At 68.3% G+C, this 19,341-nt stretch carries 20 protein-coding genes and 2 pseudogenes; 18 read left to right on the top strand and 4 right to left on the bottom strand.

The genetic code is table 11. The annotated features are described in order from the left end of the window. Positions 1-89: 89 nt before the first annotated feature. The 3 genes and pseudogenes from ASE02_RS04750 to ASE02_RS04745 form a co-directional block, all read left to right on the top strand. Positions 90-776 (top strand): annotated as a pseudogene (locus tag ASE02_RS04750) (aldo/keto reductase); the annotation flags it as partial. Between the two features lies 1 nt (position 777). After that, a pseudogene (locus tag ASE02_RS22860) lies at positions 778-902 on the top strand (bifunctional regulator KidO); the annotation flags it as partial. Between the two features lie 41 nt (positions 903-943). Beyond that, a complete protein-coding gene (locus ASE02_RS04745) occupies positions 944-1,651 on the top strand; it encodes a cytidylyltransferase domain-containing protein (RefSeq protein ID WP_056731658.1) in 708 nt (235 codons plus the stop codon). 171 nt (positions 1,652-1,822) lie between these two features. Here ASE02_RS04745 and ald read toward each other — a convergent pair whose 3' ends face one another. Together ald and mtgA are read right to left on the bottom strand one after the other, a co-directional pair. Beyond that, complete coding sequence (gene ald, locus ASE02_RS04740) at positions 1,823-2,941, bottom strand: alanine dehydrogenase (protein ID WP_056731656.1); 1,119 nt, start codon at positions 2,939-2,941, stop codon at positions 1,823-1,825. 55 nt (positions 2,942-2,996) lie between these two features. Next, on the bottom strand, positions 2,997-3,650 hold the full coding sequence (mtgA, locus tag ASE02_RS04735) for a monofunctional biosynthetic peptidoglycan transglycosylase (protein ID WP_056731654.1): 654 nt from the start codon (positions 3,648-3,650) through the stop codon (positions 2,997-2,999). Positions 3,651-3,742: 92 nt separating this feature from the next. On the opposite strand from mtgA, the gene ASE02_RS04730 reads away from it, so the two are divergent. Continuing rightward, positions 3,743-4,453: a nitroreductase gene (locus ASE02_RS04730; protein ID WP_235536611.1), complete on the top strand. Its 711-nt coding sequence runs from the start codon at positions 3,743-3,745 to the stop codon at positions 4,451-4,453. 131 nt (positions 4,454-4,584) lie between these two features. Here the strand turns inward: ASE02_RS04730 and ASE02_RS04725 are convergent, their stop codons facing one another. Continuing rightward, a complete protein-coding gene (locus tag ASE02_RS04725) occupies positions 4,585-5,550 on the bottom strand; it encodes a WD40 repeat domain-containing protein (protein ID WP_056731653.1) in 966 nt (321 codons plus the stop codon). A 77-nt stretch (positions 5,551-5,627) separates the two neighbouring features. Between ASE02_RS04725 and ASE02_RS04720 the strand changes: the two genes are divergently transcribed. Beyond that, the gene (locus ASE02_RS04720) at positions 5,628-6,188 is read left to right on the top strand and encodes a biopolymer transporter ExbD (protein ID WP_366932419.1); all 561 of its coding nucleotides are present in this window, start codon (positions 5,628-5,630) and stop codon (positions 6,186-6,188) included. Between the two features lie 139 nt (positions 6,189-6,327). On the opposite strand, the gene ASE02_RS04715 is transcribed toward ASE02_RS04720, so the two are convergent. Continuing rightward, positions 6,328-7,407: a GTP-binding protein gene (locus ASE02_RS04715; RefSeq protein ID WP_056731649.1), complete on the bottom strand. Its 1,080-nt coding sequence runs from the start codon at positions 7,405-7,407 to the stop codon at positions 6,328-6,330. 166 nt (positions 7,408-7,573) lie between these two features. On the opposite strand from ASE02_RS04715, the gene ASE02_RS04710 reads away from it, so the two are divergent. The 13 genes from ASE02_RS04710 to ASE02_RS04650 all read left to right on the top strand — a co-directional run bounded on the left by ASE02_RS04710 (position 7,574) and on the right by ASE02_RS04650 (position 19,333). Further along, a complete protein-coding gene (locus ASE02_RS04710) occupies positions 7,574-8,491 on the top strand; it encodes a cation diffusion facilitator family transporter (RefSeq protein ID WP_200957609.1) in 918 nt (305 codons plus the stop codon). A 93-nt stretch (positions 8,492-8,584) separates the two neighbouring features. Further along, positions 8,585-9,133 (top strand): 50S ribosomal protein L21, encoded by a 549-nt coding sequence (gene rplU / locus ASE02_RS04705; RefSeq protein WP_056731645.1) that lies wholly within the window; start codon positions 8,585-8,587, stop codon positions 9,131-9,133. Positions 9,134-9,161: 28 nt separating this feature from the next. Continuing rightward, a complete protein-coding gene (rpmA, locus tag ASE02_RS04700; RefSeq protein WP_056731643.1) occupies positions 9,162-9,425 on the top strand; it encodes a 50S ribosomal protein L27 in 264 nt (87 codons plus the stop codon). A 126-nt stretch (positions 9,426-9,551) separates the two neighbouring features. Next, entirely contained in the window at positions 9,552-10,088 is a 537-nt protein-coding gene (locus tag ASE02_RS04695; RefSeq protein ID WP_056731641.1) for a GNAT family N-acetyltransferase, read from the top strand. Positions 10,089-10,215: 127 nt separating this feature from the next. Further along, positions 10,216-11,265 carry a GTPase ObgE gene (obgE, locus tag ASE02_RS04690; RefSeq protein ID WP_056731639.1) on the top strand — a complete coding sequence of 350 codons (1,050 nt, stop codon included), beginning with the start codon at positions 10,216-10,218 and terminating at the stop codon, positions 11,263-11,265. Beyond that, the gene (gene proB / locus ASE02_RS04685) at positions 11,265-12,392 is read left to right on the top strand and encodes a glutamate 5-kinase (protein WP_056731637.1); all 1,128 of its coding nucleotides are present in this window, start codon (positions 11,265-11,267) and stop codon (positions 12,390-12,392) included. Before obgE ends, proB begins: the two co-directional genes overlap by 1 nt. Before the next feature lie 62 nt (positions 12,393-12,454). Then, positions 12,455-14,020, top strand: a complete 1,566-nt coding sequence (locus ASE02_RS04680; protein WP_056731635.1) for an aldehyde dehydrogenase family protein — start codon at positions 12,455-12,457, stop codon at positions 14,018-14,020. Between the two features lie 15 nt (positions 14,021-14,035). Next, the gene (locus ASE02_RS04675; protein WP_056731633.1) at positions 14,036-14,695 is read left to right on the top strand and encodes a nicotinate-nucleotide adenylyltransferase; all 660 of its coding nucleotides are present in this window, start codon (positions 14,036-14,038) and stop codon (positions 14,693-14,695) included. A gap of 91 nt (positions 14,696-14,786) precedes the next feature. Then, on the top strand, positions 14,787-15,200 hold the full coding sequence (gene rsfS, locus ASE02_RS04670) for a ribosome silencing factor (protein ID WP_200957611.1): 414 nt from the start codon (positions 14,787-14,789) through the stop codon (positions 15,198-15,200). Further along, the gene (gene rlmH, locus ASE02_RS04665) at positions 15,197-15,661 is read left to right on the top strand and encodes a 23S rRNA (pseudouridine(1915)-N(3))-methyltransferase RlmH (protein ID WP_056731629.1); all 465 of its coding nucleotides are present in this window, start codon (positions 15,197-15,199) and stop codon (positions 15,659-15,661) included. Before rsfS ends, rlmH begins: the two co-directional genes overlap by 4 nt. A 31-nt stretch (positions 15,662-15,692) precedes the next feature. Next, positions 15,693-16,547 (top strand): murein hydrolase activator EnvC, encoded by an 855-nt coding sequence (locus tag ASE02_RS04660; protein ID WP_056731625.1) that lies wholly within the window; start codon positions 15,693-15,695, stop codon positions 16,545-16,547. A 92-nt stretch (positions 16,548-16,639) separates the two neighbouring features. Continuing rightward, a complete protein-coding gene (locus tag ASE02_RS04655; protein ID WP_056731623.1) occupies positions 16,640-18,049 on the top strand; it encodes a S41 family peptidase in 1,410 nt (469 codons plus the stop codon). Between the two features lie 129 nt (positions 18,050-18,178). Continuing rightward, positions 18,179-19,333 carry a divergent polysaccharide deacetylase family protein gene (locus ASE02_RS04650; RefSeq protein WP_056731622.1) on the top strand — a complete coding sequence of 385 codons (1,155 nt, stop codon included), beginning with the start codon at positions 18,179-18,181 and terminating at the stop codon, positions 19,331-19,333. Positions 19,334-19,341: the final 8 nt, after the last annotated feature.

Raw genomic sequence — 19,341 nt, 5'->3', positions numbered from 1 at the left:
CCCCCTGGAAAGGTCCTAGACACCGGTTCTTTAGGCCTTGGGGTGAAGATGGCTGCTCTTCGGGTTTGTATCCAGGCTTCACCGGCTTCATGATTTCACCGCTCTCCAAGCTCGGCCTCGGCTCCGCTCAGTTCGGCCTCGACTCGACCACCCTCATCCGTGGTCGTTCGCCGGTGTCCGAAGCGCGCGAGATCCTCGACATCGCCGCGCGCTCGCGCCTGCCGGTGTTCGATGTCGATGGTCACTCCGCCGTCGCCGAAGCGGCGCTGGGCGAAATCCTGCCGCGCCCGAACCCGTTCCGCGTCTCCATCTCCACCGTCCGCCCCGACCGCGGCCCCGACTATGTCGAGGCCGAGGCCCGCGCCACCCTGCGCCGGCTCGGCGTGGAACAGGCCGACGCCATCCTGGTGCCGGCCGCCGCCGACCTGTTCGGACCGCACGGCTTGGCCCTGTGGGACCGCCTGAAGGCGCTGAAGGACCAGGGCCTGACCCGCAAGATCGGCGTCTCGGTCTTCGCCTCCGACGATCCGCTGGGCGTCGCCCGCCGCTTCCGTCCCGACATCGTCCAGGCCCCGGCCTCGCTGCTCGACCAGCGCCTGCTGATCGACGGCACGCTCGCCGCCCTGGCTGGCCTCGGCATCGAGGTGCACCTGCGCTCGATCTTCCTGAACGGCCTGCTGTTCCTGCCGCCGGACCGTGCGCCGCATCATCTGAAGGCCGCCGCCAGCCGCATCTCGCGCGCCCGCCGGCTGATCGCCGAGGGCCGCTCCGATCCGNCCTCGCCCGCCGAACTCTCGGCCGTGATCGCCGCGGCCTCCAGCCCGCCCCCCGATCTCGATTGGGACGAAATGGCCATCGACGATCCGGTGGCGCTCGATCCCCGCGCCTGGGCCGCCGCTTGAGTTAGGGCTCCCCGGGCCGCGCTCTCAAAGGAGCCGCCGCCATGATCCTCGCCGTCCTGCAGGCCCGGATGACCTCTCCGCGCCTTCCCGGCAAGGCGATGGCCCCGCTCCAGGGCGAGCCGATGATCTGGCGTCAGGTCGAGCGCATCCGCCTGTCGCGCACGATCACCAAGCTGATCGTCGCCACCAGCGTCGACACCGCCGACGATCCGCTGGCCAGCTTCCTCGTGGCGCGCGGCCAGACCGTGTTTCGCGGCGCCTCCAGCAATCTCACCGAACGTTTCACCCGCTGCGTCGAGGCCGCCGGCCCGGTCACCCATGTGGTGCGGATCAAGGGCGACTCGCCGTTCGTCGATCCGGCCGTCATCGACGCCGCCGTCCAACTGGCCCTGACCACCGGCGCGGCCTACGCCTCCAACCGGGTGCGGCGCTCCTATCCGAAAGGCCTGGAGGTCGAGGTGGTCACGGCGGCGGCGCTGAGTTCGTCGACGGCGCAGGCCGATCCCCAGGTCGCGGCCACCACCTCGCCGTTGGCCCAGATCCGCGCCCAGCCCGACCGCTACAGCCAGGCTCACTGCCTGGCCCCGCGCGACCTTTCTGGCCTGGACTGGCGGGTGAAAACGCCTGCCGACTACGCCTTCGTCAAGGCCGTCTACGCCGCCCTGCATACTGCCGATCCGGGCTTCAGCATGCAGGACGTGCTGGACATCATGCAGGGCCGCCAGGACCTGGCCCGCTGGGCGGCGTGACCTAGGCTCGTCATCCTCGCCCGCTGTCATCCCGGTTTGCGAAGCAAGACCGGGACCCATTGACGCCGCTTTAGCTGGCCCGCGCGCAGCGTGGCCGCACCCCGTTCTGCACGATCAGGTGTTCATGGGTCCCGGACAAGCGCTTCGCGCTTTCCGGGATGACACGGCGTATCACCGCTTCGCCCAGACGCCGAAGACGTCGACGAAGTCCTTGCCCAGCGCCTCGGCCACGGCCGGGTGGGTCACCTCGCCCTTCAGCACGTTGAGGCCCTTGGCCAGGTGCGGGTTGTCGCGCAGCGCTTCCAGGCCCCGGTCGGCGATGGCCAGCCCGAACGGCAGGGTGGCGTGGACCAGGGCCTCCGACGAGGTGCGCGGCGCGGCGCCGGGCATGTTGGCCACGCAGTAGTGCACCACCCCGTCGACCACATAGGTCGGGTCGGCGTGGGTGGTCGGATGCGAGGTCTCGAAGCAGCCGCCCTGGTCGATCGAGACGTCGACCAGCACCGAGCCGGGCTTCATGCGCTTCAATTGATCGCGGCGGACCAGTTTCGGCGCCGAACCGCCCGGCGTCAGCACCGCGCCGATCACCACGTCGGCCTTCAGCACCTCCTCCTCCACCGCGTCGAGCGTGGAGTAGCGGGTGAGGATGCGGCCCAGGAACATGTCGTCGAGCTGGCGCATGCGCGGGATCGAGCGTTCCAGCACCACGACCTCGGCGCCCAGCCCCGCGGCCATCCGTGCAGCGTTCATGCCGACCACCCCGCCGCCCAGCACGCAGACCCGCGCCGGGGGTACCCCCGGCACGCCGGAGATCAGCAGGCCCATGCCGCCGTTGTGCTTGAGCAGGGTCTCCCCGGCCGAGAACACCGCGATCCGGCCGGCCACCTCCGACATCGGAGCCAGCAGCGGCAGGCCCCCGGCGGCGTCGGTCACCGTCTCATAGGCGATGCCCGCGCAGCCCGAGGCCAGCAGGCCGTTCGCCTGGTCGGGATCGGGGGCCAGGTGCAGATAGGTGAAGAGGATGTGCTGGTCGGTCAGCCGGACCCACTCGGAGCTTTGCGGCTCCTTCACCTTCACGATCAGCTTGCTGTCCCTGAAGATGGCCTCGGCGTCGAGCGTCATCCTGGCCCCGGCCCGCATATAGGCCTCGTCGGCGTAGCCGGCGCCGGCCCCGGCCCCGGACTGCACCAGGACCTCGTGGCCGTGGGTGACGTATTCGCGCACCGCGGTCGGGGTGAGCCCGACCCTATGCTCGTTCGGCTTGATCTCGCTGGGAACGCCGACTTTCATGGGGCCGCCTCCTTGAAGAACGTTCTCAAGCTTGCCGCCATATGAGGGCGTTCGGTCAACCCAGGACGCAGGCCGCCATGCCCTCGCGATTGATGGTCCCGGCCGCCCGGGTGATCTTGCCCGAGCGCCGCTTCACATAGGGGCCCGGCTTGGCCGCGCGCCACTTCAGGGGGCTGGGCAAGATCGCCGCCAGCCGTGCGGCCTGGGCGGGGCTGAGCTGGCTGGCGCTGACCCCGAAGTTCTTCCGCGCGGCGGCTTCGGCGCCATAGACGCCCGGACCCCACTCGATGGAGTTCAGATAGACCTCCATGATCCTTTGCTTGCCCCAGATCACCTCGATCAGGACGGTGAAATAGGCCTCCAGCCCCTTGCGGACATAGGAGCGGCCCGGCCACAGGAAGACGTTCTTGGCGGTCTGCTGGCTGATGGTCGAGCCGCCGCGCAGGGTCCGCCCCTTGGCGTTGCTGGCGTAGGCCTTCTCCATGGCGGCGAAGTCGAAACCGTTGTGGTCGCAGAACTTGGCGTCCTCGGCGGCGATCACCGCGCGCACCAGGCGGGGCGACATGTCGTCGAGCGAGCGCCAGCGCCGATCGAAGCCCTTGCCCTCGAACACCCGCTGAATCATCAGCCAGGTCACCGGCGGCGGCACGAAGCGGTAGATCGCCGTGGTCAGCACCGGGCCGATCAGGCCGAACACCAGGACCAGCATCAACACTCCTCGGACCAGCCGTCCGAAGAAACCTTTTCCAGAAGACGCCTTACCCAAAGCTCTTGCCCTTACCCCACGGCGAGATGGTAGCGATGCGTCGAGCCAGGGCCATGGTCAAGCCGCCGCAAGGACGCAATCTCTTGAACGTCACCCAAGCCGTCGCACGCCGCACCTCGATCCGCGCCTTCAAGCCGGAAACCCCGCCCGCGGCGGTCGTCCGCGAAATCCTCGAAGCCGCCGCCCGCGCCCCATCCGGCGGCAACCTGCAGCCCTGGCGAGTCTACGCCCTGGCCGGCGAGGCGCTGGCCGGGCTGAAGGCCAAGGTGGCGGCCAATCCGTTCGGCGAGGAACCAGAATACGACGTCTATCCGCCCAACCTCTGGGACCCGTTCCGCACGCGGCGCTTCCAGAACGGCGAGGACCTCTATCGGACCATCGATATCCCGCGTGAGGACAAGCCCGCCCGCCTGCGGCAGCTGGCCAAGAACGGCGAACTATTCGGCGCCCCGGTCGGCCTGTTCTTCTGCCTCGACCGCAAGCTGGGGCCGCCGCAATGGTCGGACCTGGGCATGTACATGCAGACGGTGATGCTGCTGGCCGTCGAGCGCGGCCTCGACACCTGCGCCCAGGAATACTGGGCGCGCTATCCCAAGACCCTGGCCGAGGTGCTCGGCCTGCCAGGCGACCACATGGTGTTCTCCGGCATGGCGCTGGGCTGGCGCGACGAAACCGCGCCGATCAACACCCTGCGCTCCAGCCGCGACCCCTTCGAGGTCTGGGCCGAACTTCAGGGGTTTGAGTAGGTTTCAGATCCTCCCCCGCTGGGGGAGGTGGCGCGCAAAGCGCGACGGAGCGGGCGGCGGCCTTTAAGCGTGAGCTCCCCCTCAGCCGGCTGCGCCGACAGCTCCCCCAGCGGGGGAGCATCTACTCAGAATTAGACCTCGACCACGCCGGCGCCGCCGTCCTCGTCGCCCCAGGCCACCCGCTTGCCGTCGGCGCTCATGGTCAGGGCGCTGATCGCCGCGCCCTTCTCGGCCTTCAGGGGCGTGATCCCCGAGGCCGCCAGGTCGCAGACCCAGACCCGGCCGTCGTCCAGGCCCGCGGCCACCAGCTGACCGCCGGGCATGCCGGACACCCGGACCACCATGGCGCTCTCGTCGAAACCGATCTCGGCGGCCTGCTTGCCCATCGGCCCGGTGGCGCCGGCGAACGGCCAGACCACCACGCCGTTGGCGCCGGAGGTGGCCAGCAGCTGGCCCTTGGCCAGGAAGGCCATGCTCTTCACCTTGGCCGGATAGCCGCCCATCTTCAGGTTCTTGTCGTCGGCGACCCGCCAGCCGTGCAGCTGGTTTTCCTGCATGGCCGACATCAGGAACTTGCCGTCGGCGCTCCAGGCCAGGCCCACATGGCTGCCGGCCCACTTCAGAATGTAGGGCTTCTGCTCGGCGATCTTGGCGTACCAGAGCCAGGCGCCGTTATAGGTGGCGACCGCGATCCGCCGCCCCTTGGGGTCGAAGGCGACGTCGGCCACCGACTTCTCATGGACGAAGACTCGGGAAAACTTCGGATCGGTGGTGTCGCGCACGTGCAGTTCGCGGCCCGCCCCGAAGGCGATCAGCTTGGATTCAGCCGAGGCGGCGACCGCGTCGATCCAGCGGCCGGGGATCTTGGCGATCTCCTCGGCGCCCGAGACCCGCGACCAGACGACGCGGCCGTCGTCGCCGCCGGTGACCACGCCATCGCCGCTCGGATGGGTGCAGGCCGACAAAATCGCCCCGTCATGGGCTTCGATGACCTCGCCGGTCTCGAATCGAACTGTGCCGTCCCCGAGGGTGAAAGCGGCCTTTCCGGCCTTTCCGAAAAGGGCCGAGGTGACATAGGCGTCGTATTGGAAGGTCATAACGCGGTCTTACCTGCCTAACGTTGGTTTTGGCGAGAGCCGGATTCGACGCAAAAAGCGCCCTTCAGACAGGCGCCGTGAAAACCCTGACCCTCGGCGGGCGTCGCTTTGAAGGTTCGGGCTTTACAATCGCTTTCTGTTTAGCGATGGGTGTCGGTGACTTTACGGCGGCCCTGATCAAGGGGCCCTCAGGGGAAGAAATATCTATGGGTGCGAAGCTGGGTGGCGGAGGCGGCGGCAAGTTCGACCTCGGCCAGAACAACGACATCAACGTCACGCCGTTCGTGGACGTGATGCTGGTGCTCCTCATCATCTTCATGGTGTCGATCCCCGCGGCGACAGTGTCGATCAAACTCGACCTGCCTCCGGCGATCCCGCCGCCCCCCGGCTCCAAGGTTGAAGAGCCCACGCTCATCAACATTCAGCAGGGTGGCAAGGTCTTCATCGGTGAAACCCCGACCAGCCTGGGCACTCTCCCGGCCGACCTGACCCGCATCCTGAACAAGCCCGAGCCGACCGAAGAGCGCGTCTACATCCGCGCCGACCGGACCGTGCGCTACGGCGACTTCATGGCTGTGATGAACATCTTGCAGGGCAACGGCTTCTTCCAAGTCGCCCTGATCAACGAAGAGCTCTAAGCCGAGCCCCTTCGACCGATACGAAAAGGCCCGCCCAGGGAAACCCGGGCGGGCCTTTTTCGTTGGGCGTTTGCAAACCCGCTTCGTCATCCTCCGGTCAGCCGCAGGCTGATCCGGGGATGACGAGCGTGGAGCGGCCTTATGCCGCGCAGGCCTCGAAGCCTTCGCGCAGCTTGGCCTCGTCGAGATTGCGGCCGATGAACACCAGGCGGCTGTAGCGGTTGTCGCCTTCCTTCCAGTCGCCCTGGAAGTCGCCCTCGAGGATCATGTGCACGGCCTGGAACACCAGGCGGCGGTTCTCGCCGGCCACATCCAGGATGCCCTTGGCGCGCAGGATGTCGGGCCCCTGCTCTTCCAGCACCTTGTTCAGCCAGGCGGTGACGCGCTGACCGTGGATCGGCTTGTTCAGCGTGAGCGAGATGCCGCGTATACCCGCCGCAGCCGCATGGTCTTCGTGATCATGATGATCGTGGCCGTGGTGATCGTGGTCGCCGTGATGATGATGGTCGTGATCATGGTCGTGGTCGCAATCCTCATCGTGGACATGCCCCGGCTCGCCATGAACCGGATTCAGGAACTCGGGCTGCACCTCGACGATGCGGGCCAGATCAAAGCCCCCACGGCCAAGGATGGCGTCCAGCGGGACGTTCGAGCGCTGGGCGCGGTGAATGGGGGCCAGCGGGTTCAGCCGGCGGATCGCGGCCTCGACGCTCTTCAGCTCGGCCTCGGTGACCAGGTCGGTCTTGTTCAGCACGATCTGGTCGGCGAAGGCGATCTGCTCGACCGCCTCGCGGGAATCGGCGAGCCGCAGCGGCAGGTGCTTGGCGTCGACCACGGTGGTGACGCTGTCGAGCACGGTGCGGGCCTTGACGTCGTCGTCGACGAAGAAGGTCTGGGCCACCGGGCCGGGATCGGCCAGGCCCGTGGTCTCGATGATGATGGCGTCGAACTTGCCCTTGCGCTTCATCAGGCCCGACAGAACCCGGATCAGGTCGCCGCGCACCGTGCAGCAGACGCAGCCGTTGTTCATCTCGAACACTTCTTCGTCGGCCCCGACGATCAGGTCGTTGTCGATGCCCACCTCGCCGAACTCGTTGACGATCACGGCGTACTTCTTGCCGTGGTCCTCGGTGAGGATCCGGTTGAGGAGCGTGGTCTTGCCTGCGCCGAGGTAGCCGGTGAGGACGGTGACGGGTGTCTTGTCGGTCATGGACGTCATCTAGTCATTGAAAGGGAACAAGCCAACAGGCTGGGAAAGGGAACAAGCCAACAGGCTGGGAAAGGGAACAAGCCAACAGCCTGGCGCCTTCGATCGCTTGACCGCAGCATACTGTTATCGAATAACACTGAACCACGGCTGCCGCCGCCATACATAAAGAGACCTTGTGACCGCCTCCGCGCCCGAACGACAAGGACAGATGGACGCCTTCCGGGCCGACCGGGTCTATCTGGGCGCCGACCATGCGCATAATGAGCGGCGCACCTGGATCGTCACCGGGATCTGCGTCCTCACCCTGGCCGCGCAGTTGGCCGGCGGGCTGGCCTTCAATTCCATGGCGCTGATCGCCAACGGCCTGCACATGGGCGCCCACGTGGCGGCCCTGGTGGTCGCCGCCGCGGCCTACCGGCTGGCGCGCAAGTTCGCCGACGATCCCCGCTTCTCCTTCGGCACCGGCAAGCTCGGCTACCTGGCGGGCTTCGCCAACGCCGCGGTGCTGGCGGTCAGCGCCGTGCTGATCGCTATAGAGAGCGGCCATCGCCTGCTGGCCCCGGCCGAAGTCGCCTATGACGGCGCCCTGGCCCTGGCGGTCGGAGGCCTGGTGGTCAATCTGATCTGCGTCTGGCTGCTGCGGCCCATTCACAAACACGCCCACGATCGCGACGGCGACCTGAACCTCTCGGCCGCCCACCTGCACCTGGCCGGCGACGCCGTGGTCTCGGCCCTCGCCATCCTGGGGCTGGGGCTCGGGCGGATGTTCGGCTGGGCCTGGGCCGACAGCCTGGCGGGCCTGGCCGGCGCGATCCTGCTCGCCCACTTCGCCTGGCGGCTGTTGCGCCGAACCGGCGCGGTGCTGCTGGACATCAATCCCTCGCCCGAGCTGACCGCCGAAATCCGCGAGCGGCTGCAGTCCGAAGGCGAGCGCCTGCTGGATCTGCACCTCTGGCGCCTGGGCCCTGGCCATCACGCCGCGATCGTCGTGGTGGCGTCCGCCAACCCCCAACCGGCCGAAATCTACCGCGCCCGTTTGGCTGGATTACCCGGATTGAGTCATGTAACCGTTGAAACACGGCAGGCGCGTTGACTCCTACGGGTCCCTCTGTATAAGTCCGCGCCTCTCGCCCGCGGGCTATCTCGCGGGCGCAATCCATTTTGCTACAGTCTCAAGGCGCTAACCATGTACGCGGTGATCAAAACCGGCGGAAAGCAGTACCGGGTCCAGGCCGGCGACCTGCTGGTTGTCGAAAAGCTCGACGGTGAACCCGGTGCGGAGGTCGCCTTCGGCGACGTCCTGATGCTGGGTGATGGCGAGGCCATCACGCTGGGCGCTCCGCTCGTGGACGGCGCTCAAGTGTCGGCGACCCTGATCGAAACCCGCAAGGGCGAGAAGGTGAAGATCTTCAAGAAGATCCGCCGTCAGGGCTATCGTCGCACGAAGGGCCACCGTCAGCACGAGACGGTCCTGCGCGTCACCTCGGTCGCCGGCGCTGGCAAGACCGACAAGTGGGACGGCACCGTCGACCTCACCCCGAAGGCCCTGCTGGACGCTCGCGCCCGCAACCTGAAGCACGTGATCGCCGAACTGGAAGCCGCCGCCCCGGCTGCTCCGGCCAAGGCGAAAGCCAAGGTTGCTCCGAAGGCCGCTGCCGCGACCGACGAAGCGCCGGCCAAGAAGGCTGCGCCTAAGAAGGCCGCCGCCAAGTCGTCCGACGACGCCGCCGAATAAGCAGCGTCTAGAGAGTTAGGAGAGAGCTATGGCTCACAAGAAATCTGGCGGCTCTTCGCGCAACGGTCGCGACTCAGCTGGCCGCCGCCTCGGCGTGAAAAAATTCGGTGGTGAAGCTGTCGTCGGCGGCAACATCATCGTGCGCCAACGCGGCACCAAGTTCTTCCCGGGCGACAATGTCGGCATCGGCAAGGACCACACCCTCTTCGCGACCGCCGCCGGCGCCGTGAAATTCATCACCAAGCGCGACGACCGCACCTACGTAAACGTGGTCGTGGCTCAAGCGAACTAAGGCGAGCCTCATCACCCGGGCTCGCCGTTAGGCGGACCGGGCAGAGAACTTCCGAGGGGGAGTCCGGTCGCCGGACTCCCCCTTGTCGTTTTCTAAGGGCCCCGAGAGAGGGCCGGGAGGTAGACCATGTGCGCTATCGACTTCGAGCCGGTCATCGCGACCGAGCGTCTTCGGCTACGCAAGCCCCGCAAGGCCGACACCGCACGGCTGGCCCAGCACGCCAACGACTTCGACGTGGCGCGCATGACCACCGGCATGCCCTATCCCTACGGTCTCGAACACGCCGAGGGCTTCCTCGCCCAGGTGAGCGAGCAGGACCCGGGCCGCGAGGCGGTCTTCGTCATCGAGCACCCTGAGCACGGGGCCATCGGCGTCATGGGCTTCGACGGCGCCAAGACCGACGAGACCGAAATCGGCTACTGGCTGGGCCGGCCCTATTGGGGCCTTGGCTACGCCACCGAGGCCGCGCGCGGCGCGTTGATCTGGGCCCACAAGACCTGGGGCCGGCGCTACCTGCGCGCGGGCCACTTCGCCGACAACCCCGCCTCGGGCCAGGTGCTGACCAAGGCCGGCTTTCTCTATACCGGCGAGGTCCGGCAACGCCCCTCGGTCGCCCGCGGCGGTCGCCCGGCCCCAACCCGCATGATGGTTTGGCTGGCTTGAAGTTCACGGCGTCATCCCGGCCGGCCCGCCAGGCCGGGCCTGGGATGACGTGCGCGAAACCCTCACCTGCGCGGGAATCGACGCCACTACGCTCGACCTACGCCACTCTGTGCTACAAAAGGCCCCGATGAAGTTTCTCGACCAGTGCAAAATCTACATCCGCTCCGGTAACGGCGGCGGCGGCGCTGTGTCGTTCCGTCGGGAGAAGTACATTGAGTACGGCGGTCCCGACGGCGGCGACGGCGGGCGCGGCGGCGATGTCTGGGTCGAGGCCATGGACGGCCTCAACACCCTGATCGACTTCCGCTACGCCCAGCACTTCCGCGCCGAGACCGGCATCCACGGCATGGGTCGCAACCGTCACGGCGCCGCCGGCGCCGATGTCGTGCTGTACGTCCCGGTCGGCACCCAGGTGCTGGACGAGGACAAGGAAACCCTGATCGCCGACATGGACAAGCCCGGCAAGCGCGTCCAGCTGCTGAAGGGCGGCAACGGCGGCTGGGGCAACGACCGTTTCAAGGGTCCGATCAACCAGGCGCCCAAGCACGCCAATCCTGGCCAGGACGGCGAAGAGCGCTGGATCTGGCTGCGACTGAAGCTGATCGCCGACGTCGGCCTGGTCGGCCTGCCCAACGCCGGCAAGTCGACCTTCCTGGCCGCCGCCAGCGCCGCCAAGCCGAAGATCGCCGACTATCCGTTCACGACCATCGCCCCGAACCTGGGCGTGGTGGATCTGTCCGCCAACGAGCGCTTCGTGATCGCCGACATCCCCGGCCTGATCGAGGGCGCCTCCGACGGCGCGGGTCTGGGCACCCGCTTCCTTGGCCACGTGGAACGCACCGCCACCCTGATCCACCTGGTCGACGCCACCCAGACCGACGTGGTCGAGGCGTGGAAGACCGTGCGGATCGAACTGGAAGCCTATGCCGACGAGCTGGGCGACAAGGTCGAGATCCTGGCGCTGAACAAGATCGACGCCCTGGACGAAAGCACCGTCGAGATGCAGCGCGAGGCGCTGGCCGAGGCTTCGGGCGCCGAAGTGCGGCTGGTCTCCGGCGTCTCTGGCAAGGGCGTGACCGAACTGCTGCGCGAGGCCTACGCCCTGGTGCGCGAACGCAAGTCCGCCGCCGCCCAGGCCGACCCGGAGGACGAAACCAACACCGGCTGGATCCCCTGATGAGCGGCCTAGCCACCGCCAAGCGGATCGTCGTCAAGCTCGGCTCGGCCCTGGTCGCCGGCGAGAACGGTCCTGATTCAGCCTGGCTGGCGGCTTTCGCCACCGACCTCGCGCGCCTGCGGGCGAGAGGCCAGCAGGTGCTGGTGGTCTCCTCGGGCGCCGTGGCGCTCGGCCGCCGCCGCCTGAAGATGGGCCGCCGCGCCCTGACCCTGCCCGAGAAACAGGCCTGCGCCGCGGCCGGGCAGTCGGCCCTGATGCGGGCCTGGGAAGAGGCGCTGGAGCCGCACGAGATTTCGGCCGCCCAGGTGCTGCTGACCCGCGACGACACCGAGATCCGCCGACGCTGGCTGAACGCCCACGCCACGCTCTCGACCCTGCTCGACCTGGGCGTCGTGCCGGTGGTCAACGAGAACGACACGGTCGTCACCGAGGAAATCCGCTACGGCGACAATGATCGGCTGGCGGCCCGCGTCGCCCAGATGATCGGCGCCGACGTGCTGGTGCTGCTGTCGGACATCGACGGCCTCTACACCGCCGATCCGCGTCATGACCCCGCCGCCCAGCACATGCCGCGCATCAGCCAGCTGACGCCGCAGATCGAGGCCATGGCCGGCGGCGCCAACGCCAGCGCCGGGGTCGGCACCGGCGGCATGGCCACCAAGATCGCCGCCGCGCGCATCGCCCAGTCGGCCGGCTGCACCACGGTGATCACCCTGGGTCGCCGCCCCGCCCCGCTCGCCGCCATCGAGGCCGGCGAACTGGCCACGGTGATCGAACCCTCGGTCTCGGTCGCGGCCGCCTACAAGGCCTGGATCGCCGGCTCGCTGGCGCCGTCCGGCGCCCTGGTCGTCGATGACGGCGCGGCCCGCGCGCTCGCCACCGGCAAGAGCCTGCTGGCCGCCGGCGTGCGCGCCGTCGAGGGCCGGTTCGGCAAGGGCGACGCCGTCGTGGTCGCCGACCAGACCGGCCGGGAGATCGGCCGCGGCATCGCCCGCTACGACTCCAGCGACGCCGAACGCATCCGCGGCCTGAAGTCCGACGCCATCGAGGCGGTGCTGGGCTTCACCTCCGGCCCGCTGATCCACGCCGACGACCTGGCCCTGAGCCCGGTGGTCGCGCCGGCCTGATCGGCGATTTGCGAGCCGGCCCAAAGGGGCCTACTAAACCTCAAACTGAGCATTAGGGCGCAATGGACGACGCGACGGCGAGAACCAAGGTTGAGGCGGGCGCAAGGACGGCGCGGCTGGAGGCGCTGGTCCCCGGCATGCCGATTCCGTTCGGCGGCGACCGCGTGGCCTTGGTGTCCGAAACCCTTGCCGCCGCCTTCAAGTCCGGCGACCGCCTGGTGGTCGTGCAGGAAACCGGCGACCTGCTGCACATCCCCGCCGCGGTCCAGGCGATAGCCGACGACGCGGTCGGCCGCGCCCACGCCGCCTTCGACGGGCTGGCCAAGGTTTCCGACGCCGCCATCACCCAATTCTTCGAGGCCTTCGCCGCCAATCTGGCCGACGACGCGGTCTGGAGCGCGATCGCCCAGGCCAACGCCCAGGACGTCGCCCGCGCCCAGGCGCGAGGCCGCTCCACCACCCGCCTGATGGTCAGCGACGCCATGCGCGCCGACATGATCGCCGGCCTGCAGGTCTGGCGCGACGCCAAGGCCGCGCGGGGCCGGGTGGTCGAGCGTGTGGACCATGCCGGCTGGAGCGTCGAACAGGTCGCCGCCCCGCTCGGCGTGGTCGGCTTCATCTTCGAGGGCCGCCCCAACGTCTTCGCCGACGCCACCGGCGTGCTGCGCACCGGCAACACCGTGGTGTTCCGCATCGGGTCGGACGCGCTGGGCACCGCCCGCGCCATCGTCACCTACGCCTTGGATCCAGCCCTGAAGACCGCCGGCCTGCCTGAAGGCGCCGCGGCCCTGGTCGACAGCCCCGAGCACGCCGCCGGCTGGGCGATGTTCTCCGACAAGCGGCTGGCGCTCGCCGTCGCGCGCGGTTCGGGCCCCGCCGTCGCCCAGTTGGGCGCCATCGCCCGCCAGGCCGGCGCCCCGGTCAGCCTGCACGGCACCGGCGGCGCCTGGATGGTCGCCGATGTCACCGCCGACGCCGCGCGCTTCAAGGCCGCCGTCTATCACTCGCTGGACCGCAAGGTCTGCAACACGCTCAATGTCTGCGCCATCGTCCGTGAACGGGCCGCTGACCTGGTTCCCGCCTTCCTTCAAGCCCTGACCGCCGCCGGCCAGCGCCGCAGCGGCGTGAAGCTGCATGTGGTCGAAGGCTCCGAGGCCGTCCTGCCCGAGGCCTGGCGCTCGGCCCGGGTCACGGTCGGCCGCGCCGAAGGGCCGGTCGAGGAGCCCCAGGTCGAACTGTTGCCGGAAACCCAGCTTGGCCATGAGTGGGAGTGGGAGGAAACGCCCGAACTCACCCTGGTGGTGGTCGAGACCGCCGCGCAGGCCGTGGCCCTGTTCAACCGCTACAGCCCGCAGTTCGCCGCCAGCCTAATCGCCGAAGATCCGGCGGCGCACGAGGCGTTCTACGCCGCGGTCAACGCCCCCTTCGTCGGCGATGGCTTCACCCGCTGGGTGGACGGCCAGTTCGCCCTGAACCGCCCCGAACTTGGCCTCTCCAACTGGGAACATGGCCGGCTGTTCGCGCGCGCCGGGGTGCTGTCAGGCGACGGCGTCTTCACCGTGCGCGCCAAGGTGCGCCAGACCGATCTCGATCTCGACCGTAATCCTGGCACGGCCAGGCCGCTTTGAGCCCACGAGGACCCCGTGTGGTTCGCCGGCGCGGCTAGGCGCCGGCCAATGGCGGGCCGTCCGGCGGCCCTGCAGCTCGGCTTCGATTTGCAGCCGGGCATGCGCGTGGGCCTTTATGGGGGCTCGTTCAACCCCGCCCATGAGGGCCACGCCCACGTGGCCGAGACCGCGCGACGACGGCTGGGCCTGGACCGGGTTGTCTGGCTGGTCTCGCCGCAGAACCCGCTGAAGTCATCGCGTGAGACCGCCGGCCTGGCTGAGCGCATGGCGGGCGTGCGCCGCGTGGTCAGCGGCCGCAGCATGATCGTCAGCGACGCCGAGACCCGCTTTGGCTCGCAATACACCGTCGACACCCTGCGGGCGCTGAAGGCGCGGTTCCCGGGCGTCCATTTCGTCTGGATCATGGGCGCCGACAGCCTTGCGACATTCCACCGCTGGCGTGGCTGGACCCAGATCATGGCCGAGGTTCCGGTGGCCGTCGTTTCGCGTCCCTGGATCTCGCTGAAGAGCCGGTTCTCGCCGGCCGCGCGGCGGTTCGCCCATGCCCGCGTACCGTCCCAGCAGGCCATGCTGCTGCCCGGCGCCGACCCGCCCCGTTGGGTGTTCCTGACCGGACCGCTTAATTATCAATCCTCTACCGCACTGCGGGAACGGATGCGCCAAGGCGGCGCTTAAGAGCCATTTCAGCGACTTTGCGAGGTTGGGCTGACCGATCCGTCTTCTTGTGATATGTCTCCTCTAGCGAGGCAACAAAGGAGCGACCCCGCTGAGCCCTGACCCCGCGCCTAGTGCGCACGAAGCCCCGTTTAAACCGGCTTCTCCCGAAACCGAGGCGAAGATCGTCGCCCTCGGAGATCTCATTCTGGCGCGTCTCGATGACGACAAAGCCCAGGATGTCGTTTTCATCGACCTGAAAGGCAAGAGCGCCGTAGCTGACGGACTTATCGTCGCGTCGGGCCGCTCGCATCGTCACGTCGGCGCGCTGGCTGATCACCTGCTGCGCGCCCTCAAGGAAGCCGGATACGGCAAGGCTCGCGTTGAGGGTCTGCCGCACTGTGACTGGGTGCTGATCGATACGGGTGACATCATCATCCATCTGTTCCGCCCCGAAGTGCGCCAGTTCTACAACATCGAGAAAATCTGGTCGGTCGACGCCCCGCACCGGACGCAGGCCTCCTGAAGATAGCCATTCTGGCCGTCGGGCGGCTGCCACGCTCGCCCGAGGTCGACCTCGTCAAACTCTACGTGGATCGCGCGACCGCTGCTGGCCGCTCGCTGGGCCTCGGCCCGGTCGAGGTCATCGAGGTCGAGGCGAAGAAGCCGGGCAAGGCCCCGGAAGCCGAGGTGCTGCGTCCACACCTCGAAGGCGCTTACGTCATCGCCTGCGACGAACACGGAACGGCGAGGGCTTCACGCGCCTTCGCCGCCGAAATCGCACGCCTGCGCGACGACGGGGTGCGCAAGATGGTGTTCGTGATCGGGGGCGCGGACGGGCTGGACCCGTCCCTGCTGGCGCAGGCCAAGGGCAAGCTGGCCTTTGGGCCGCAGACCTGGCCGCACGCCATGGCCCGCGCCATGCTGGCCGAACAGGTCTATCGCGCCGTCACCATCCTGGCCGGCGGCCCCTATCACCGCGATTGAGGGCGATGGCCGCAAGGTCTATCCCAGAACAATGATGCTCCGCCGCGGCCTGGCCCTTCCGGTGACCTGCGCGCTCGCCCTCAGCCTGGGCGCGGCGGCGATCGCCTATGCGGCGGCCGACGACCGGATGCGGCTGGAGCGGCTGAACGTCCGCGAGACGGTGCTGAACGCCGAGCAGGGCCGCAATCTGAACCGCATGGCGCGGCTGCTGACGGCCTTGGCGCAGTTCCGGCGCGATCCACCGCCGGCCCTGCTGGTGAGCCCCCAGGACGCCACGGAGGCCGTCCGCGCGGCCATCCTGGTCAAGGCCATCACCCCTGAACTGCAGCGCCGCGCCAAGGTCTATGCCGGCGAGGCCGTCGAGATCGCCCGCCAGCGCCGGCTGGCCGCCGTGGCCAGCGAGGCGCTGTTCACCAACGACTCCCAACTGGCCGAGCACCGCGAACGCCTGGAAGCGACGCCGCCGGGCGCCGCCCCGCTCGATTTTGGGCCGATCACCCCGCCCATCGCCCTGCTCGCCCCGGCCAAGGGTCCGATCACACATGGTTTCGGCGAGGCCCTGACCGGCGGCGGCGAATCCACCGGGATCATCATCGCCGCCGAGAAGGGCGCCAGCGTCACCGCCCCGGACGCCGGGCTGGTCCAGTATGTAGGCCCCGTTAAGGGCTGGGGGGTCATATTGATCTTGCGGCTGCCCGGTGGCTACCATCTGGTCCTGGCTGGACTGGACCGAGCTACCGTGGGTATCGGACAATCGGTCGCGGCCGGAACGCCTGTCGGGTGGATGACGGATGGACGACAGTCCCCATCTGAACTCTATCTAGAGGTCCGCGAACGCGGTGTTCCCGTCGACCCCGCCAGATGGCTGGGCGGCAAGACGGGGTAGAGCGAACCAATTCCGCCGGAATTGGTATGGAACGTGGGACTTCGAACGCTGTGCGGCGCAGTTCCGCCGCAAGGGAGGCTTAAGGGCCTGATATGCGAAAGTACCTTCTGATCGGGGCGACCGCCTTTGTGCTGGGCGCCGGTTCCATGGCCTATGTGAGCCAGCAGGCCTACGCCTCGGCCCAGCCCAAGGCCAAGACCTACAAGATGCTGGAGCTGTTCGGCGACGTGCTCGACACAGTCGAGCGCCAGTACGTCACCGAGGTCGATGACAAGAAACTGATCGAGGCGGCCATCGACGGCATGCTGACCTCGCTCGACCCGCATTCCGGCTATCTGAATCCCGACAGCTTCGACGACATGCGCGATCAGACGCGCGGCGAATATGGCGGGCTGGGCCTTGAGGTCACCAGCGAAGAAGGCGTGGTCAAGGTCATCTCGCCCATGGACGACACGCCCGCCTTCAAGGCCGGCGTGAAGGCCGGCGACTTCATCACCGCGGTGAACGGCGAAAGCGTGCTCGGCCTGTCGGTCAACGACGCCGTCAAGCAGATGCGCGGCAAGCCCGGCGAGCCGGTCACCCTGACCATCGCCCGCGAAAAGACCGATCCCTTCGACGTGAAGATCGTCCGCGAGATCATCAAGACCAAGTCGGCCAGCGCCAAGATGGAGGGCGACTACGGCTATCTGCGGGTCTCGGCCTTCAACGAGAAGACCACCGACGAGGCCCAGGCGGCCCTGGCCGCCCTGCGCGCCAAGAACCCGAAAATGAAGGGTCTAATCCTCGACCTGCGGAACAATCCGGGCGGCCTGCTCGACCAGGCGGTCGGCATTTCCGACATGTTCCTGGAAGGCGGCGAGGTCGTCTCCCAGCGCGGTCGCGATCCGCGCGATATCGAACGCTATAACGCCAAGCCCGGCGACGACGCCGGCGGCCTGCCGATGGTCGTGCTGGTCAATTCCGGCTCGGCCTCCGCCGCCGAGATCGTGGCCGGCGCCCTGCAGGACCGCAAACGCGCCGAGGTCGTGGGCCTGACCACCTTCGGCAAGGGCTCGGTGCAGACCGTGATCCCGCTGCGCGGCGGCATGGACGGCGCGCTGAAACTGACTACGGCGCGCTACTACACGCCCTCGGGCCGCTCGATCCAGAAGACCGGCATCGAACCCGACCTCGAGGTCGCCGAGAACGGTGAGCAGGCTCAGCGGATCGCCAACAAGGCGTTCCAGTTCTCCGAGGCTTCGTTCCGCAACGCGCTGAACGCCGAGGAAGGCAAGGCCCGCCGCGGGGCCCACGTCCCCGCCGAGGCTCCGCCGGAAGGCTTCGACACCGAAAAGGGCGATTTCCAGCTCGCCCGCGCCAAGGACGTGCTGCGCTATGGCTCGGTGGCGGCGACGCCGAAGCTGCCGAAGCCCGCCCCGAAAATGGCCGCCGTCGTCGCCCCCAAGGGCGCGGCCGCAGCCGCCGCGGCGTCGGCCGGCGCCAAGCCTGTCGAGAAGAAATAACTGAAACTGTCGCGGCCTATTCCTCGCGAGCCCTTGCCTCGCAAGGAATAGGCCAAAACGTTCACTGTATAAGTCGTTTGTTAACCATATTCACGGACGCTCCATTGCCGGAACGTTCCGTGATCATCGATGTTTTCCAGAAAAAACCTGTCTCCCGCGATCGCCGCGCCGTCGCCTGGTCTCCAGGCTCCTGAAGCGCTGCTGCGCGCGCTCGCGAACCCCTATGCCGGGGCCGGAGCCGCGGCAGGGTTGTTCCTGATCGTCCTGCTGATCCTGATCGCCTTGATCGGCGACCCCAAGGCGAGCTCGCCTGTGGTCCGGCTGTCGCTGGCCAAGATGGCGTCGACGGCGGCGCCGGAAGGCTGGCGCGAGGCGCTGGCCAACGGGTCGCCCGCCCCGGCCGTGACCGAGGACATCTTCCGCCTGTCCGAGACCCCGATCGGCGCCGCCGACGCCCTGGGCCAGGCGACGATCACCATGGCCGGCGGCGACGGCTTCCACGCCGCCGATCCCCTGCCCCAGGCGCCGCTGGCCGGCTTCCATATCCAGGGCCCCAGCGGCCCGCTGCCGATCATCGCCGCCAACGGCAAGACCCCGGCCGAGGCCTATGCCCGGCCGTTCGTCTCCAACGGCCGCCCCAAGGTGGCGCTGGTCATCGGCGGGCTGGGCCTGAACGCCACCGCCACCCGCCAGGCCATCGACACTCTTCCCCCCGAAGTGACCCTGTCCTTCGTGCCCTATTCGGACGGCCTGCAGGGCTGGATCGACCTGGCCCGCGCCGCCGGCCATGAAGTGCTGCTGGAAACTCCGATGGAGCCCAGCGACTATCCCGACAACGATCCGGGCCCCTACACGCTAATGGCCGGCGCCCAGGGGTCCGAGACGGTGAAGAAGCTGGAGTGGGTGCTGTCGCGCGCCACCGGCTATTTCGGGGTGACCAACTATCTGGGTTCGCGGTTCCTGACCTCCGAGGGCGGGATGAGCGCCTTCACCGGCGCCCTGCGCGGCCGCGGCCTGGCCTTCGTCGACGACGGTCAGGCGGCGCGGAGCGGCGGGGGGATCCCTCGGGCCTCGGCCCTGCGGGTCATCGACGAACAGCTCTCCGGCGAGGCGATCGACCAGCAGCTGCTGGCCATCGAGGCCGGGGCGCTTCAGCATGGCCAGGCGCTGGGATCGGGCTTCGCCTACCCTGTGACGCTATCGCAGGTCGCAAAGTGGGCTGAATCGGTAGAATCTCGGGGTTATCAGCTCGCGCCGGCTTCCGCTTTGACCCAGCGTCGTTAAATGGATTG

The sequence above is a fragment of the Phenylobacterium sp. Root700 genome (assembly GCF_001429025.1).
GTDB lineage: Bacteria > Pseudomonadota > Alphaproteobacteria > Caulobacterales > Caulobacteraceae > Phenylobacterium.
The sequence above is the reverse complement of the archived record's forward strand: the minus strand, read 5'-3'. Positions and strand labels throughout refer to the sequence as shown.

Excerpts from the sequence above, each read along its gene's own strand:
- ASE02_RS04745 (WP_056731658.1), top strand. The coding sequence starts at position 944 with ATGATCCTCGCCGTCCTGCAGGCCCGGATGACCTCTCCGCGCCTTCCC.
- ald (WP_056731656.1), bottom strand. The coding sequence starts at position 2,941 with ATGAAAGTCGGCGTTCCCAGCGAGATCAAGCCGAACGAGCATAGGGTC.
- mtgA (WP_056731654.1), bottom strand. The coding sequence starts at position 3,650 with ATGCTGGTCCTGGTGTTCGGCCTGATCGGCCCGGTGCTGACCACGGCG.
- ASE02_RS04730 (WP_235536611.1), top strand. The coding sequence starts at position 3,743 with ATGCGTCGAGCCAGGGCCATGGTCAAGCCGCCGCAAGGACGCAATCTC.
- ASE02_RS04725 (WP_056731653.1), bottom strand. The coding sequence starts at position 5,550 with ATGACCTTCCAATACGACGCCTATGTCACCTCGGCCCTTTTCGGAAAG.
- ASE02_RS04715 (WP_056731649.1), bottom strand. The coding sequence starts at position 7,407 with ATGACGTCCATGACCGACAAGACACCCGTCACCGTCCTCACCGGCTAC.
- rplU (WP_056731645.1), top strand. The coding sequence starts at position 8,585 with ATGTACGCGGTGATCAAAACCGGCGGAAAGCAGTACCGGGTCCAGGCC.
- rpmA (WP_056731643.1), top strand. The coding sequence starts at position 9,162 with ATGGCTCACAAGAAATCTGGCGGCTCTTCGCGCAACGGTCGCGACTCA.
- ASE02_RS04695 (WP_056731641.1), top strand. The coding sequence starts at position 9,552 with ATGTGCGCTATCGACTTCGAGCCGGTCATCGCGACCGAGCGTCTTCGG.
- obgE (WP_056731639.1), top strand. The coding sequence starts at position 10,216 with ATGAAGTTTCTCGACCAGTGCAAAATCTACATCCGCTCCGGTAACGGC.
- proB (WP_056731637.1), top strand. The coding sequence starts at position 11,265 with ATGAGCGGCCTAGCCACCGCCAAGCGGATCGTCGTCAAGCTCGGCTCG.
- ASE02_RS04680 (WP_056731635.1), top strand. The coding sequence starts at position 12,455 with ATGGACGACGCGACGGCGAGAACCAAGGTTGAGGCGGGCGCAAGGACG.
- ASE02_RS04660 (WP_056731625.1), top strand. The coding sequence starts at position 15,693 with ATGATGCTCCGCCGCGGCCTGGCCCTTCCGGTGACCTGCGCGCTCGCC.
- ASE02_RS04655 (WP_056731623.1), top strand. The coding sequence starts at position 16,640 with ATGCGAAAGTACCTTCTGATCGGGGCGACCGCCTTTGTGCTGGGCGCC.
- ASE02_RS04650 (WP_056731622.1), top strand. The coding sequence starts at position 18,179 with ATGTTTTCCAGAAAAAACCTGTCTCCCGCGATCGCCGCGCCGTCGCCT.